The 16,517-nt window shown below is 28.8% G+C and carries 14 protein-coding genes; 10 read left to right on the forward strand and 4 right to left on the reverse strand.

Going from position 1 to position 16,517, the window contains the following annotated elements; genetic code table 11:
* Positions 1-28 precede the first annotated feature (28 nt).
* The gene (locus IPM32_11065; GenBank protein ID MBK8945792.1) at positions 29-1,660 is read left to right on the forward strand and encodes an arginine--tRNA ligase; all 1,632 of its coding nucleotides are present in this window, start codon (positions 29-31) and stop codon (positions 1,658-1,660) included.
* Here IPM32_11065 and IPM32_11070 read toward each other — a convergent pair.
* Genes IPM32_11070 through surE form a run of 4 tightly spaced genes read right to left on the reverse strand, consistent with a single transcriptional unit; the run spans position 1,657 to position 5,646 of the window.
* Complete coding sequence (locus tag IPM32_11070) at positions 1,657-2,346, reverse strand: ComF family protein (GenBank protein MBK8945793.1); 690 nt, start codon at positions 2,344-2,346, stop codon at positions 1,657-1,659. The two genes, IPM32_11065 and IPM32_11070, sit on opposite strands and share 4 nt — an antisense overlap.
* A 12-nt stretch (positions 2,347-2,358) precedes the next feature.
* Entirely contained in the window at positions 2,359-2,745 is a 387-nt protein-coding gene (locus IPM32_11075; GenBank protein MBK8945794.1) for a hemerythrin family protein, read from the reverse strand.
* A gap of 16 nt (positions 2,746-2,761) precedes the next feature.
* Entirely contained in the window at positions 2,762-4,861 is a 2,100-nt protein-coding gene (locus IPM32_11080) for a hypothetical protein (protein MBK8945795.1), read from the reverse strand.
* Between the two features lie 20 nt (positions 4,862-4,881).
* Entirely contained in the window at positions 4,882-5,646 is a 765-nt protein-coding gene (surE, locus tag IPM32_11085) for a 5'/3'-nucleotidase SurE (protein ID MBK8945796.1), read from the reverse strand.
* Positions 5,647-5,758: 112 nt separating this feature from the next.
* Here surE and IPM32_11090 point away from each other — a divergent pair, with 112 nt between their 5' ends.
* From IPM32_11090 to IPM32_11130, 9 genes are all read left to right on the forward strand, one after another.
* Positions 5,759-6,586: a hypothetical protein gene (locus tag IPM32_11090; GenBank protein ID MBK8945797.1), complete on the forward strand. Its 828-nt coding sequence runs from the start codon at positions 5,759-5,761 to the stop codon at positions 6,584-6,586.
* A complete protein-coding gene (locus tag IPM32_11095; protein MBK8945798.1) occupies positions 6,587-7,447 on the forward strand; it encodes a site-specific DNA-methyltransferase in 861 nt (286 codons plus the stop codon).
* Positions 7,447-8,625 (forward strand): exodeoxyribonuclease VII large subunit, encoded by a 1,179-nt coding sequence (locus tag IPM32_11100; GenBank protein ID MBK8945799.1) that lies wholly within the window; start codon positions 7,447-7,449, stop codon positions 8,623-8,625. Before IPM32_11095 ends, IPM32_11100 begins: the two co-directional genes overlap by 1 nt.
* Complete coding sequence (gene xseB / locus IPM32_11105; GenBank protein ID MBK8945800.1) at positions 8,622-8,834, forward strand: exodeoxyribonuclease VII small subunit; 213 nt, start codon at positions 8,622-8,624, stop codon at positions 8,832-8,834. Before IPM32_11100 ends, xseB begins: the two co-directional genes overlap by 4 nt.
* Positions 8,835-8,851: 17 nt before the next feature.
* Positions 8,852-10,768, forward strand: a complete 1,917-nt coding sequence (locus tag IPM32_11110; GenBank protein MBK8945801.1) for a 1-deoxy-D-xylulose-5-phosphate synthase — start codon at positions 8,852-8,854, stop codon at positions 10,766-10,768.
* Positions 10,765-11,769, forward strand: a complete 1,005-nt coding sequence (locus tag IPM32_11115) for a Gfo/Idh/MocA family oxidoreductase (protein ID MBK8945802.1) — start codon at positions 10,765-10,767, stop codon at positions 11,767-11,769. The genes IPM32_11110 and IPM32_11115 overlap by 4 nt, the downstream gene beginning before the upstream one ends.
* A gap of 2 nt (positions 11,770-11,771) precedes the next feature.
* On the forward strand, positions 11,772-12,461 hold the full coding sequence (locus IPM32_11120; GenBank protein ID MBK8945803.1) for a response regulator transcription factor: 690 nt from the start codon (positions 11,772-11,774) through the stop codon (positions 12,459-12,461).
* Positions 12,457-13,488 (forward strand): GHKL domain-containing protein, encoded by a 1,032-nt coding sequence (locus IPM32_11125; GenBank protein ID MBK8945804.1) that lies wholly within the window; start codon positions 12,457-12,459, stop codon positions 13,486-13,488. The genes IPM32_11120 and IPM32_11125 overlap by 5 nt, the downstream gene beginning before the upstream one ends.
* Positions 13,489-13,620: 132 nt before the next feature.
* Positions 13,621-16,515: a TonB-dependent receptor gene (locus tag IPM32_11130; protein ID MBK8945805.1), complete on the forward strand. Its 2,895-nt coding sequence runs from the start codon at positions 13,621-13,623 to the stop codon at positions 16,513-16,515.
* Positions 16,516-16,517 lie beyond the last annotated feature (2 nt).

Raw genomic sequence — 16,517 nt, forward strand, 5'->3', positions numbered from 1 at the left:
TGCCAGCTAAAAATTTTGTGAGAAAAAAGTGAAAGAATATTTACAAAGTTTGTTTAATCAAGCTTCAGAAAAATTAACTTATTTAAATGAAATTCCTTTATTCTTTAATGTTCCGCAAGATGAAGAGCATGGTGATTTATCTTCTAATGCAGCAATGCTTCTTACAAAAATTCTTAAAAAAAATCCGCGACAAATTGCAGAAGATATAATTTCTAATTTAAATTACGATTCAAATATTATTACTAAAACCGAAATTGCGGGACCGGGATTTATAAATTTTTATTTCAATCCAAATTTTGTTAATAAAAAAATTGAAACAATAATTTCTCAAGGCGATAATTTTGGTTATAGCAATGAATTCAACGGTAAAAAAGCAAATGTTGAATTTGTTTCGGCAAATCCTACCGGACCTTTAACAGTTGGACATGGACGCAATGCTGTATTGGGTGATACATTTGCTAATTTATTGGAAGCAATTGGTTATTCTGTTGATAGAGAATATTACTTTAATAATGCTGGCAGACAAATGCGTGTTTTGGGAGCTTCGGTTGCTGCACGTTATTTAGAACTTCTTGGTATCAACAAAGAATTTAGTGAGGAATTTTATCAGGGCGAATATATTAAGGAAATTGCACAAAAAATTTGTGTTAAATTTTCCGATAAATTTAAAGATGATTTAGAAAATGAAATTTTTAAAAATACTGCCGAAGAAGAAATTTTTAACGATATAAAATCAACATTAAAAAGAATTGATATTGAATTTGAGCAGTTTTATAATGAAGATGATTTATATAAAAATGGCAACATTGATTCCTTACTAAAGTTTTTTGAAGTGAAAAATCTTTCTTATAAAAAAGATGACGCTATTTGGTTAAAGTTCAGCGAATTGGGACAAGAAGTTGATAAAGTAATTGTGAAATCAACCGGTGAGCCAACTTATAGGCTACCCGATATTGCATATCATAAAACAAAGTTTGAAAGAGGTTATGATTTAATTGTTGATATTTTCGGATCGGATCATAATGCAACTTACACTGATGTGCTTGCCGGAATTGAAGCTTTGGGTTACTCAAAAGAAAAAGTTAAAGTAATTATTTACCAATTTGTTACTATAACTCAAGGCGGCGAAGTTGTAAAAATGTCAACTCGAAAAGCAAATTTTATTACATTAGATGAATTAATTGATGAAGTGGGAAAAGATGTTGTTAGATATTTTTTCATTATGAGAAATTATTCTTCGCACATGAATTTTGATTTGGATATTGCTAAAAAACAGTCAGATGAAAATCCGGTATTTTATTTAAAATATGCACACGCAAGAATTGCTTCAATCTTAAGATTAACTAAAGAACAAAATCTAAATCTTTCTTTAGAAAATTTAGATTTATTAGTTGAGCCAATTGAACAAAAGTTAATTAAACATTTACATAGATTTGAAGAAGAATTAAAACTTTCTGCAATAAATTTTGAGCCGCATAAACTCGCTAACTATTTAGAAAATCTTGCTTCATTATTTCATAAATTTTATACTGATTGCAGAATTATCGGTTCTGAACAAAAATTAGCAGAAGCAAGAATTGCTTTGATTATTGCAGTTAAAACTGTATTGAAAAACGGATTAACAATCCTAAGTATTGAAGCTCCGGAAAGTATGTATTAATCTGCAATTGCAACAGATAATGCAAAAATATTTTTTGCACCGTTATCTGTTAAAATTCTTGCACATTCGCTTACAGTTGCGCCGGTTGTGATTACATCATCAACAAGAATAATATTTTTATTCTCAATTAATTTTTGATTTTTTAACTTAAACGCATCTTTCATGTTTTGTTTTCTTTCAACAAGATTTAGTTTAGTCTGTGAATTTGTAAATCGTGTTCTTACTAATATATTCTTCCCATAATTTATTTTAAGATTTTCTCCTATTTCTTTTGCAATAATATCAGCTTGATTAAAACCTCGTTCAGCCCTTCGTAAACTGTGCAAGGGAATTGCAATAATTAAATCTGCATTCCAATTATTTATTTTTTCCATTAATATTTCTGAAACTTTTTTACCAAGATATTTTCCAATAAAAAATTTACCATTGTATTTTAATTCATGGATAATATTTTGGATTGGTGTTTCATCTGCAAAAATAAATGCCGATTGAAAATCTTTTACTATATTTTCTTTTGTAAATTTTCTTTCATATTCCAAAGTAATTCTTTCTTGTGAAGCAAATTGAAGAAGGTTAAAGCAGTTTGAGCAAATTATTTTTTCATTATCTAAAATTTTACTTTTACAGTTTATACAAATTCTTGGAAGAAAAAAATCAAGCAGATTCTGGAAATTCTCTTTAATCAAAATTAAAAAATCTTAGTTAGATATTTGTTTTAATTTTATATCTTTTTTTTCAAAATGATTTTCAAGCCAACTTTTAAGTGAATTAAGAATTTCAATATCCAACTTAGCATTAGCTTTTTTATAATTTTTAAAGTATGTAGAATATTTTTCTAAAGCGCGGTCATGTTCAAGTTTATGTGAAATAAATTCAACAACTTTATTTTTCTTCATCAAATTTTCTTCAGTTTCAAAATGAACTTTTAATTTTTGTAGTAATGATTGGAAATTTTCAAGAATTTCTTTTTTATCTCCATCCTTAATTTCATATAAATAACTTACAGATTTGTAAATTTCTTTATGCTGTGAATCAATTTCTTTAATACCTAAAATATGTTCCTTTTCAAATTTTATGAAATCCATTTTTACCTCAAAATTATTATAACATTCGCAGTGCCTTTCTTAAAATCCATTCTATAGAAAAAAGAAGAACAATCATTAATAATATAAGATGTAAAAAAGATATTCGCAACTCATTATCTATAAAATTATAACTTATTTTATTATTAAATAAAGTTTTAATTTCATCTTGAAATCCATTTATTGAATTTATATCAAAATATTTTCCATTTGTGGAATTTGATAATTCGCGAAGAAAATTTCGGTCAGATTTTTTTTCAAGAGATTCCAATTCAATTTGCTCAACAAAAAATGTGCTAGAGAAATTTAGATTTTTATTTTCCGATTGAATTTTGTAATTGTAAGTTCCGGCAAAATTTGGTGTAAGCTCAGTTTCATATATACCATTTCCTATTGGATTAAGAATAATTTTTTGCGAAGATTTTTCATGCTGGATTTCAATTTCCAAATTTGCATCAATAATGGGTTCAAATGTATCATCATAATAATTTGCATTAAAAATTACTTTTTCGCCAATTGAGAATATTTTTTTTTGCGTTTTTAAACTGAATTTTTGCCTATCAGCATTAAGCGAAAGCCACTTAATTGAATTTATTAAAAGATTATCAAATGTTAAATTTTGTTTCTCAAAATTTTGAATTTGCCACTTCCAAATATTTGCTGCTGTTAAAACAATAAATTTATTTTTGGATGTATTTAAAAACATAACTGGCTGTTTGGAAATTTGATCAACAAGTAAAATTTGAGATTCAACAGAAGGAATTATTTTTGTCTTTGGAAAATTAATTGGTGGAAAATTTTTCCAGTTTTCTGTTTCTTCTTCATTTCCGATAATTGAGTAATTTACATTTTGTGCCGAAACTTGAGATTCAGAAAAACCATTTGAAATATTTGAGTAATTAAACGGTAGAAAATTTTTAATGGAATTTAATTTTGTTAAATCAATATTGTTTGAGAAAACGAAAAAGATTGGTTTATTATGATTTGTTATTTCATTAAAAACATCTTTAAGAAAATTTAAATTTGTACTTTTTGATGGAAACCCAATAAGAAAAATTACATCTGAAGATTTAATTAATTTCAAATCCGAATTATCATTCAAAAATTTATTTTCACTAAGCTGGATTATTTTGTGTAATTCATAATCTTCCAAACTTGATAAAGTGCTTGTAATTATTGATAAATCGGAACTTGGTCCGCCGCTTAAAATTGTAATTTTCTTTTTTGCTGCAAGAACATTAATTAATACTGTTTTTGAATTATTGTTTTTATTTTTCTCTTCACCTTTAAGAATTGAGTTTACTATTATTTTATGTTCACCTTCAATATTAGTTTTAAAGGGAAATAAAATTCTATTAATTCCGGTTTCACTTAGTTTTATTTCTTGCTGTGCAATTATTTTCCCATTTTCAATTAATTGAATAATAGAATTTTGATCAGATAAATTTTTATTGGAAATTAAAACTTCAATATCTGTTTCTCTATCTGTGTAAATAAATTCGTTTGTCGTAATTTTTTGAATTTCAATATCTTTATCAATTGTGGTATCACCCAATCCTATTGTAAAAATTGGAATTCCCAATTCACTTGCGGTGTTTACTGGATTTGATCCTTGATTATTGATCCCATCACTTAAAATTATTGCTGATGAAACATTTTTCATTTGTTTAATTAATTTAAAAATATCATCAAATTGTGTGGAAGAATTATTAAAAAAAATCGAATCAAAACTATTTATATTTTTTACTTTGTTACCAAATGAATAAAATTCATTGTTGAAATCTACGTTTGAAAATTCATTAAAAATTTCTCGTACTTTTTTTATATCATTTCCTGAGCTAATATTCCTTACTGATTTAGAATTATCAATAAAAAATAAATTTACCGGTTCATTAATTTCTTTTGTGGTTGTTGTTACAACCGGATCAAAAAGTAAAATAAAAATTAAAAACAAACTTGCTGTACGGAGAAAAATTAAAATTGATTTTAGAAATAAATTAATTTTTGGAAGTGTTTTTTTGTATATGTAAAATGAATATACAAGAATTATTAATAAACCCAAAAAAAGAAAAATTGGATTCCCGGAAATTGAAATATTAATATTCTCAAATAAATTCATTTTTTCTTTGGAAGGGAATTCTACTTAATAGAAGATAAATCCCAATTTTGCAATTCTTCAAAAGTTTTATAATCTGTTAAATCAAAATGAACCGGTGTTACTGCAACATAATTATTTTTAATAGCAATTTGATCTGATTTAATATCCTTATCAAAATCAATCATTTCACCGGTTAACCAAAAATAATTGTTTCCGTAAGGATCGATTCTTTTTTCGTAAATATCAGCCCATTTTGAATTACCTTGCTGAGTTGCAATTATTCCTTTGATTTCATTCTCTGGTAAATCTGGAATATTTACATTCAATAGTGTTCCTTTTGGAAGTCCGTGCTTTACAACCTTTAATGTAAGTTCTTTTGCAACTTTTCTTGCAAAATCAAAATTTGTTGGTTTGTGATTTGTTAGTGAAAATGCGATTGCCGGACAATCCATAATTGCTGCTTCTCGCGCTGCAGAAACTGTTCCCGAGTAAATTATGCTAATTGCGGTATTGGATCCGTGATTAATGCCAGAAACAACTATATCCGGTGGAGAATCTAGTAGATTTTTTATTCCAAATTTAACACAATCTGCGGGAGTTCCATTTACAGCGTAACCGGTAAATTTATTTCTCAAATTATATTCGGAAATTCTGAGAGGAACTTTCATTGTAATTGAGTGACCAACTGCACTTTGCTCTGAAAGAGGAGCGACAACAGTTACATCTCCAATTTCACTTAAAGCATCAGCAAGCTGAAAAATTCCTTCTGCACCAATTCCATCATCATTACTAACCAATATTTTCATAAATAAATTTCCTATATTTTGAAAGACAAATTTTACTGTAGAAATAAATATACCAAAGTTTGTTAATTAAACTGTTATATATCGATAAACATTGAACTTAAATAAAATTATTATGAAAAAATTACTTGGCAAATTATTTTTAACTTTAATATTAATTTCATCCCCGGTTTTCGCACAAAACGATGTTGAAATATTTATAATTGATGGATTTGTTACGCCGGAAATTCCTCACACATTTAAATTAAGTTTTTATTCATCAGTTCCAATAAAGTCGAAAATATTAATTGATGATAAATATGAATTTCAAATTTCAAATGAATATTTAGAAGATCACAAAATTGAAGTTGATTTTAGCACATACAAATTCAGAAAAAAAAATATTCCATACAAAATAATTTCAGAAAACGAATCTGGCGAAAAATTTATTTCCGAAGATTTTGAAATTATACTTCCTTATGATGAATTTATTTTCACAAAATCCGGGAGCAATCCGGTATCTACAATTTTACTCGGACTTTTACTCTATGTACTGCCATCGCCAAATTTAGCAATTATTGATAAAGAAAATTATTTCAGTTTAACAAAAGAAATTCCAATAATTACATTTTACGGTTCTGGATATAATTATCCCAGCGGCAATATTGGTTTTGAATATACTCACATTTATAAATCAAATTTGCGTGATTTAGTTCGTTTAGGTTATCAACATATAATTCCAATTAAAGGAATTGAATACATCTCTCCGGGAATTTCCGGATTTAGTAATTTAAAAGGTTTTAACGGAATCGGAGCAGAAATTTCAATCGGATTTTTTAAAGTTTATGATGTATTTACGGTTTATTCGAAATATCGTTATAACTTAAAACCAAACGATCCATCAAAATATTTTCAAGAAATTTCTGTTGGATTATTTTCTCATTTTTTTACAATTGATTTTTAGATGAATAAACAAAACAATATTGTTGATTTTGGTGATCGCGGAAAGTTTAATCATAATAACAAACTTAATAACTTAACCGGAAAAGAATGGATAAAGTTTACCAAATCATGGTTTATTCATAAACCAAAAAAAAGAAATAATGAAGAAATACTTCATCCCGCAAAATTTCCGGAAAGTTTAGTTGAAGAATTTATTTCTTTTTTTACAAAAGAAAATGATTGGGTTTTTGATCCTTTTTTAGGAACGGGAAGCACATTAATTGCATCCGGAAATTTAAATAGAAATGCGATCGGAATTGAGTTAATTGCAAAGTATCATAAAATTTCTCTAAAAAGAATTAAAGAAAATAATTTTGAAAATTCTGTTATTGCCTTAAAAGGCAATTCAAGTATATTATTAGAATTGTTTGATAAAAATAACTTTACAAGGAAAATTGATTTTACGATTACTTCTCCGCCGTATTGGAATCAGTTGGAAAGAAATTCTATCCGACAAAAAAAACGAAATGAAAACGGGCTTGATACAAAATATTCACAAGAAAAATCAGATTTAGGAAACATTAATAATTATGATGAATTTCTGGAAGCTCAAGCAATTATTTTCGATCAAGTTTATGACATTACAAAAGATAAAGGTTACTTGGCTATAATTACGAATAATATTTTTTTCCAAAGTAAAATTTTTCCTTTGGCATTTGATACTGCAGTTTCTTTAACAAAAAGAGGAAATAAAAGCTGGGTTTTAAAAGATGAAAAAATTTGGCTTCAAGATGATAAACCGCTTATTGCGCTTGGTGTAAACAGTGCTTGGGTAGGTAATAGACATCATCAATATTGCTTAATTTTTAGAAAGGAAAGTTAATTTTGGAAAATGCAATTTCTGTAAGTGAATTAACTTCTCATATTAAACGAGTAATTGAAGAAAGTTTTGATCAAGTAAAAATTATTGGCGAAATTTCCAATTTTAAAGCTCATGTTTCCGGTCATTGGTATTTTACACTAAAAGATAAAAATGCGCAAATTAGTTGCACAATGTGGAAAGGAATTAACAATTTTGTTTTTTTTACTCCTCAAGATGGAATGCAAATTATTGTAACCGGCAAAGTGACTGTTTATCCACCAAGAGGAAATTATCAATTAGATGTAAAATCAATGAAACCGGCTGGTGAGGGTGAATTACAGAAAGCATTTGAACAGTTAAAGAGAAAATTATTTGATGAAGGTTTATTTGACGAAAATTATAAAAAACAAATTCCAAGTTTTCCACAGACAATTGGAATTGTAACCGGATGTGAAACAGCAGCATTAAAAGATATGCTTAGCGTTGCAGCAAGAAGATTCCCTTTGGTTAAAATTATTGTTGCACCAACAAGAGTTCAAGGTGATGGAGCTGCTGAACAAATTGTTAAAAGTATAGAAAATTTAAATATGCTTAATGAAATAGATTTAATTATTATTGCAAGAGGTGGCGGTTCATTGGAAGATTTGTGGGCTTTTAATGAAGAAATTGTTGCGCGTGCAATTTTTAATTCAAAAATTCCCATAATTTCCGGCGTAGGACATGAAATTGATTTTACAATTGCTGATTTTGTTTCTGATTTGCGTGCGCCAACTCCTTCTGCCGCAATGGAACTAGCAACGCCAAGCAAAGATGAGATTTTTGTCTTTCTTGATGAAATTTCATATAATATTACAAGTTCAGTTTTAGAGAAAATTGAAAACCTGAAATCTGAAATTCAAATTCTGCTGAAATCTTATGGATTTAAAAATTTGACAAGTATAGTAAATTCAAAAAAACAAACAATTGATAATTATATTTTTAGAATTCAAGTTATTATTGCTAATTTTTTAAAAGAGAATAAAAACAATTTGGAAATTTTAACTAAAATTATTTCCGGTAATAATGTAAATTCAATTTTGAAAAAAGGATTTGTTATTATAAATCAAAATGAAAAAGTAATTAAAAGAAAAAATGAATTTAATAATGAATCCAATTTTGAAATAAAATTTTATGATGGAAATGTGAGAATTTACAAATGAGTAAAAAAAATAAAAATTTTGAAGAATCATTAAATCGTTTAAGAGAAATTGCAGATTTGCTGGAAAATGATGATGTTTCGCTTGAAGATTCAGTAAAAATTTATGAAGAGGGAATTAGATTATCAAAATTCTGCACAGAACTTTTACATAATGCTGAAATGAAAGTTCAAGAACTTAACAATGAACTTAAAAATGATATTGATAATTAAAGAAAGAGTGTAATTAATTGGTTGACGAATCACAATACAAAATTCTGTTTAAAGTAAATTCACCAAAAGATATTAGGAATTTTTCTGTATCTGAATTAAAAGATTTATGTTCTGAAATCAGAAATTATATGGTGGATGTAGTTTCGCAAATCGGTGGACATTTCGGCGGCGGACTCGGAACTGTTGAATTAACCGTAGCACTGCACAAAGTATTTAATACTCCAGTGGATAAATTAGTTTGGGATACGGGACATCAAGCATATCCGCATAAAATAATTACGGGAAGAAGAGATAAACTTAAAACTATTCGAAGGCTTAATGGAATCAGCGGATTTTTAAAAAGAACTGAAAGCGAATATGATGAATTTGGTGCCGGACATGCATCAACTTCAATTTCCGCAGCATTGGGAATTGCAGCAGCAAATAGATTAAATGGAGAAGATAACAAAAAAGTTATTGCAATAATTGGCGATGGTGCAATGACTGGCGGAATGGCTTATGAAGCAATGAATAATGCCGGATTCCAAAAACAAAATTTAATTGTAATTCTTAATGATAATAATATGTCAATTGCTCCAAATGTATGGCAAATTTCAAATTATTTTAATGAAGTTATTTCGCATCCGGAATACAATAAATTTAAAGGTGCAATTTGGGATTTAACCGGAAAATTGGATCAGTTTGGTGATAGATTAAGAACAGTTGCCGGAAGAGTTGAAGCTGGGATTAAAGCAATTGTTACTCCGGGAATGTTATTTGAAGCTTTAGGTTTTAGATATTTCGGACCAGTTAACGGACATAATATTTCAAAACTTATAACTTTGTTTGAACATGTAAAAGAACTTTCTGGACCAATTTTAATTCATGTTATTAGCGAAAAAGGAAAAGGCTATAAACCCGCAGAAGGTAGCAAAGCTGAATTTCATGGAGTTACTCCATTTGATAAATTAACCGGCGAAATTCCTAAAAAATCCGGAGCTCCATCTTATACTTCAATATTTGGCAAAGCTCTTGTTGAAATTATGCAAAATGAAGAAAAAGTTGTGGGGATTACAGCCGCAATGCCCGATGGAACCGGACTTTCTTTCGTTGAACAGAAATTTCCCAAAAGATATTTTGATGTTGGGATTGCTGAAGAACACGGTGTAACTTTTGCTGCGGGATTAGCAACTCAAGGAATAATTCCCGTTGTAGCAATTTATTCAACATTTTTACAGCGAGCAATTGATCAAATAATTCATGATGTTGCTCTACAAAAATTACACGTTGTTTTTGTTATGGATAGAGCTGGATTAGTTGGTGCCGATGGGCCAACGCATCACGGAACTTTTGATTTATCATATTTGCGCTATATTCCAGGGATTGTTATAATGGCTCCTAAAGATGAAGCAGAACTGAGAAATATGTTATACACTTCTATCAAATATAAAAAGGGACCAATTGCAATTAGATATCCTCGCGGAAATGCTTTAGGTGTTGAAGTAAAAGAAAATTTTGAACAATTAGAAATTGGTAAAGCAGAAAAATTAAATGATGGAAATGACGTTGCAATTTTAGCAGTTGGATCAATGGTAACTTATGCAGAAAAAGTTGTTAACATTTTGAAAGAAAGAAATATTTCTACTGCACTTTTTAATATGAGATTTATTAAACCATTAGATACAATTTTATTAGATGAAATTGCAGAAAAGTTTGATAAAATTATTACACTTGAAGAAAATTCTATAATCGGTGGATTTGGCAGCGCAATTTTAGAATACATGAATTCTAAAAATTATAAAAATGATATTAGGATTTTAGGAATTCCGGATAAATTTATCGATCACGGAACTCAGCAAGAATTGCATAAAATTATTGGAATTGATCCAGATGGAATTTCAGAACAAATTCAAAATTTCATTAATGTAAAAATTATTCAAGAGGCTGCTGATTGAACCAAAAAACTAAAATTGCTGTAATTGGATTAGGAACTGTTGGGCAGTTAGTTCATCTACCGATTTTATCTAAATTAAATTCGGTTGATCTTGTTGCAGTTTCTGATATTAACAAAACTCGATTAAATTCAATTGGTGAAAAATTTAATGTAAAAAATAGATTTACAGATTTTACCAAAATGTTGGAATCTGAGGAAATTGATGCAGTAATAATTTCAACCCCGACAAATACGCATAAAAATATTGCGGTTGAATGTTTATCAAAACAAAAACATGTTTTAATAGAAAAACCAATTGCATTAAATTTGGAAGAAACAAGAGAAATTGATACTGAAGCAAAAAAGAATAAATGCCTTGCTATGGTTGGAATGAATTTTAGATTCCGCCCGGATACAATGCTTTTGAAAAGTTTAATTAATAGTGGTGAACTTGGAGATATATTTTATATAAAATGTGGATGGACAAGAAAGCAAAGCAGTCAAGAAAAATGGTTTAACAAAAAAAGTTTAGCTGGCGGCGGAGTAATGTTTGATCTTGGAATAGTTGTTATTGATACTGCACTTTGGCTTTTAGATTATCCAAAAATTAAAAATGCATCTGCGCAACATTTTTATCATGCAACACAGAATATTGAAGATTCTTCAGTTGGATTTATAAGAATGAACAATTCTGCAGTTGTAAATTATGAAGTAAGCTGGTCATTCCACGATGAAACTGAAAGTTTTAAATTAACTGCTTACGGAACAAAAGGTACCGGACATTTAAATCCTCTACGGGCTTATAAAAAAATGGGTTCAAATAGAATTGATTTAACTTCGAACTCAAGTTTGCAAATTAAAGATTTATTCAAAAAATCATACGAAAATGAATTAAAACATTTTATAGGCGCAATAAAAGATTCTGTTCCATTAATTTCATCAAGCAATGAAGCATTATCAAGAATGAAGTTAATCGAAAGTTTAAATGAATCAGCAAATTCACAAACTGAAATAAGTATTTAAAAATGGCAAAGATATTATTAGTTGATGATGAAAAAGATATTGTAGAATTTCTACAATATAATTTAGAAGCAGAAGGTTTTGAAGTTATTTCGGCAAATGACGGCGAAGCGGCATTGGAAAAAATGAAAGAAAATCCCGATGTTGTTGTTCTTGATGTTATGATGCCAAAGATGAATGGCTATGAAGTTTGTAAAAATATAAGACTCAATGAAAATTATAATGATATCCCAATTATTTTTCTAACTGCAAAAACCAGCGAGTTTGATGAATTAAAAGGATTTGATCTTGGTGCTGATGATTATGTAAAAAAACCTATATCTCCTAAAATGTTAGTTGCAAGAGTGAAATCTAAAATTAAAAAACTTTCACAATCTGATGATAAAGAACAGCAGAATGCTTCCGTACTGAAAATTGGACCGCTTGAAATTAATAAAGATAAATTTGAAGTTAAGGTAAATGGGAAAAATATAATTCTTCCCAAAAAAGAATTCGCAATACTTTATTATTTAGCAAAAAGACCGGGAAAAGTTTTCCCTAGAGATAGAATTTTGAATGATGTTTGGGGTGAAGATATATATGTAATTGAAAGAACCGTTGATGTTCATATCCGTAAAATAAGAGAAAAAATGGGCAATGAAGCCGATATGATTGAAACTATTAAAGGTGTTGGTTATCGCTTCCGAGAGTATTAATAAAGTCATTTCTAATTTAAAATTTTCCGTCGTATTTGCTCGGGAAATTATTCTTCTTAGTATTTTATTTGAAGTTTTAATTATTCTTCTTTTTGAAATTTCTTCACCTCGTTTTTTAGGAATTACTTTTACAATCATCATTTTCGATTTTATAATTCTTTTTTTTATTGGTCGAAAGAGAAAAAAAGAAATTGAAGAAATAAAATCTGTAATTAGATCAATACGAAAAAATATTTTGCATAGTGAAGAAGAAATTAAATTAAGTAAATCATTAATTGATTTGGAAGGCAATATTAAAGCCATGTTCAGACGAACTCAGAAAGATCTGGCAGCAATGCAAAAATTAGCTCAAGCCAGAAGTGATTTTCTCGGTTACGTTTCGCATGAATTAAGAACTCCAATTTTTACAATTCAAGGTTACTTAGAAACTTTGTTAAATGGTGCGATTGATAATCCTAATGTAAATAGAAAATTTCTTGAAAAAACTTTAACACATTCTAATAATCTAAATTCATTGTTGAATGATCTTATTGATATTTCAATGATTGAATCCGGATTAATGAGTTTAAGTTTCCGTTTTTTTAATCTAAATAATTTTCTTCAGAACATAGTTAATGAGATTAAGAGTTTAACACAACTAAAAAATATTGAATTATTATTAAGTGATTTTGACAAAGAAATTGAAATTTATGGCGATAAAGAAAAATTAACTCAAGTTTTAAATAATCTTTTATCGAATGCAATTAAATACACGGAAAAAGGGAAAATTGAAATTTTAGTTTTAGAAAAAAATAAAACAGTAACAATTAGCGTAAAAGATACCGGAATAGGAATTCCGGAAAATGAAATTGATAGAATTTTTGAAAGATTTTACAGAACTGAAAGAGATAGATCAAGCACAATTCCGGGAACTGGGTTAGGTTTATCAATTGTAAAGCATATTTTGGAAGCACATAACTCTGCAATCGAAGTAAAAAGTATTTTAAATGTTGGATCAGAGTTCTCTTTTAAACTAAAAAGAGATTAGTGAAATTTTTAATTAAATAAATTTCTTAACAATTTCTTAACACAGACTTAATACTTTCTTAACAGCCTCATAACAATCAATTAACAATAACCGCCTAAGTTTCGATCAAAACTAATTCTAACATGAGGGGTCATGGAAAACTTAAAAACTACTTGGCATAATTGTGCCATTGTTATGAAAAAATATCTAAAATTTTTAATCCTAATTATAAGTGTAATTCAGACAAATTCTATATTTGCCCAAAATGGCAATCTAACTGGAATTGTTGTGGATAAGGATTTTGGAGATCCGTTAATTGGTGTAAACGTTTTTATTGAAGGTTCAAATAGAGGTGCAGCAACGGATATTAACGGAAGTTATACTATTGAAAAAATTTCAGAAGGTACTTATACAGTTTCGTTTTCTATGATTGGATTTCAGAAAAAAACAATTTCTGATGTTAAAATTATTAATGGCGAAACATTAAAAATGGATGTTGTGTTAAGTACAGAAACCTACGAGACCGAAGAAGTTGTAATTTCTGCAAAAGCTCTAACAAACACAGAAGGTGCTTTGTTGGCAAAACGACAGAAATCAATTTCTGTTAGTGATGCAATTAGTGCTGAAGCAATTTCAAAATCCGGCAGCAGTGATGCAGCAGATGCAATGAAAAAAGTAACCGGTGCTTCTGTTGTTGGAGGAAAATATGTATATGTAAGAGGATTAGGTGAAAGATATTCTGCTACAACTTTGAATGGTGCAGAATTACCAAGTGCTGATCCGGATAAAAAATCATTTCAATTGGATTTATTTCCTTCCAACTTACTTGAAAATATTGTTACGATTAAAACATTTACTCCTGATAAACCAGGAACTTTTACCGGAGGTTTGGTCGATGTAACAATGAAAAATTTTCCAGAAAAATTCTCATTGAATTTTTCAGTTTCAACAGGGTATAATTCAATATCAACTTATAATGATAATTTTATTTTACCAAATTCCGGCGGATATGACTGGCTTGGAATGGATGATGGGACTAGAGAATTATCGAATTTGTTAAGCAACTCCAATATTACAATTCCGCGTTATACATCTATTAAAACAAAAGAAGAAGCTTTGTATTTAGACCAACTTACAAAATCTTTTAATACAAATATGACTCCAATTTCTGCAAATGCAGGTTTAAATAGTGGAATGTCGCTCTCAGCGGGAAATCAGTTTGCTTTTGCAAATCAAACATTTGGATATTTAGCATCATTAACATGGGGACAAAAATATTCATTCTACGAAAATGGTGAAATTGGAAGGTACAAATTACCTGGTACCGTTGAAGATATTGAGTCATTGAATATTGAAAGACATTTCAAAGATACTCAGGGAACCTATGAAGCAAATTGGGGAGCAATTGCATCCTTATCAATGAAAAATGATAGTTACGGTCAATTTAAAGCTTCTTACCTCCGAACGCAAAGTGGGGAATCTACGGCAAGATATATTACAGGTTCATGGACGGATATTCCATCAACTGCAACTTATGAAACAAGAGTTTTACAATATACGGAAAGAGCTCTAGATACTTATCAGCTTGAAGGCGATCATTTAATGAAGTTTCTCTCAGATTTAAAGATGGATTGGAAAATAACATACTCAGTGAACGAACAAGATGAACCGGATTTAAGATATTTTTCCAATCATTGGTCTGTTAAAGCATCAACCGGTGATACAATTTATCAAAGTCCATCTTCACTTTATCCGCCGCCAATCAGATATTTTAGAAATTTATCCGAAGATAATTTATCGGGAAATTTAAATTTTTCAATACCATTTAATGTTTGGAATAATTATTCTGCAAAATTACAATTTGGTGCTGCATATACAAATATTGATAGAACATATAATCAACGTCGGTTTGAGTATGAAGCAGATGCAATTAGATTTAGTGATTATAATGGTGATATTGATGCTTATTTCAATACAATTGGAATTCTGGATACAAGTGAATCTTACTTTGAATTTGGAAATGTAATCGGTGAATCAAAGTCGTTAAAAAATATTTTTACTGGTGATCAGAAAACCGCTGCGGGATATTTGATGATTGATTTGCCAATTTCAAGAGATTTAAGATTTGTAGGTGGTGCAAGATTAGAATCAACCGAAATGAATGCTGTTAGCGGTGATCCTGCATTAGCTAAAGGATATTTGGATAATACTGATATCTTGCCTTCGATAAATTTTATTTATCAATTGCAAGAAAATATGAATTTACGTGCAACTTATTCACATACAGTTGCTAGACCAACTTTTCGAGAACTGGCTCCATACACCAGTTTTGAATTTATTGGTGATTACCTATTTGTTGGAAATGCAAATCTTAAACGAACATTAATTAAAAATTATGATTTGCGCTGGGAATGGTTTATGAATCCTGGAGAAATAATTGCAGTTAGTGGATTTTATAAATCATTTACTGATCCAATTGAGAAATATCAAGATAATAGCGTTCCTAATGGATTGCTTTCAGTGCAAAATGTTAGTGAAGCTAGTTTATATGGTTTGGAATTTGAAATGAGAAAAAATCTTGGAAGCATTTCTGATTTAATATCAAATTTCAGTATAGGCACAAATGTGTCATTAGTAAATTCTAAAACAGAAATACCAGAAACAGAATATTTTCTTATTGAGATTTCAGATCCGACTGCATCAAAAACCAGACAGTTCATGGGACAATCACCGTATCTTTTTAACTTAAACCTTGCGTATGATAGTTTTGATTTAGATATGAGTGCCGGAGTTTTCTACAATATTTTTGGTAATAGATTAGCAATTGTTACAGAAGGCGCAAGTCCAGATGTTTATGAACAAGGCTATGGCACATTGGATTTTAAGTTCTCAAAAGGATTGTTTGATTTATTTAACCTTTCGTTTACTGCTCATAATATTCTTGATCCGGATATTAAATTTATACAAGAATTTAAAGGACAAGAATATATATATAGTAAATTAAGTAAAGGCAGAACGTTTTCAATTTCATTAAATGTAAAAATATAAAA

The sequence above is a fragment of the Ignavibacteriota bacterium genome, from assembly GCA_016716225.1.
GTDB lineage: Bacteria > Bacteroidota > Ignavibacteria > Ignavibacteriales > Melioribacteraceae.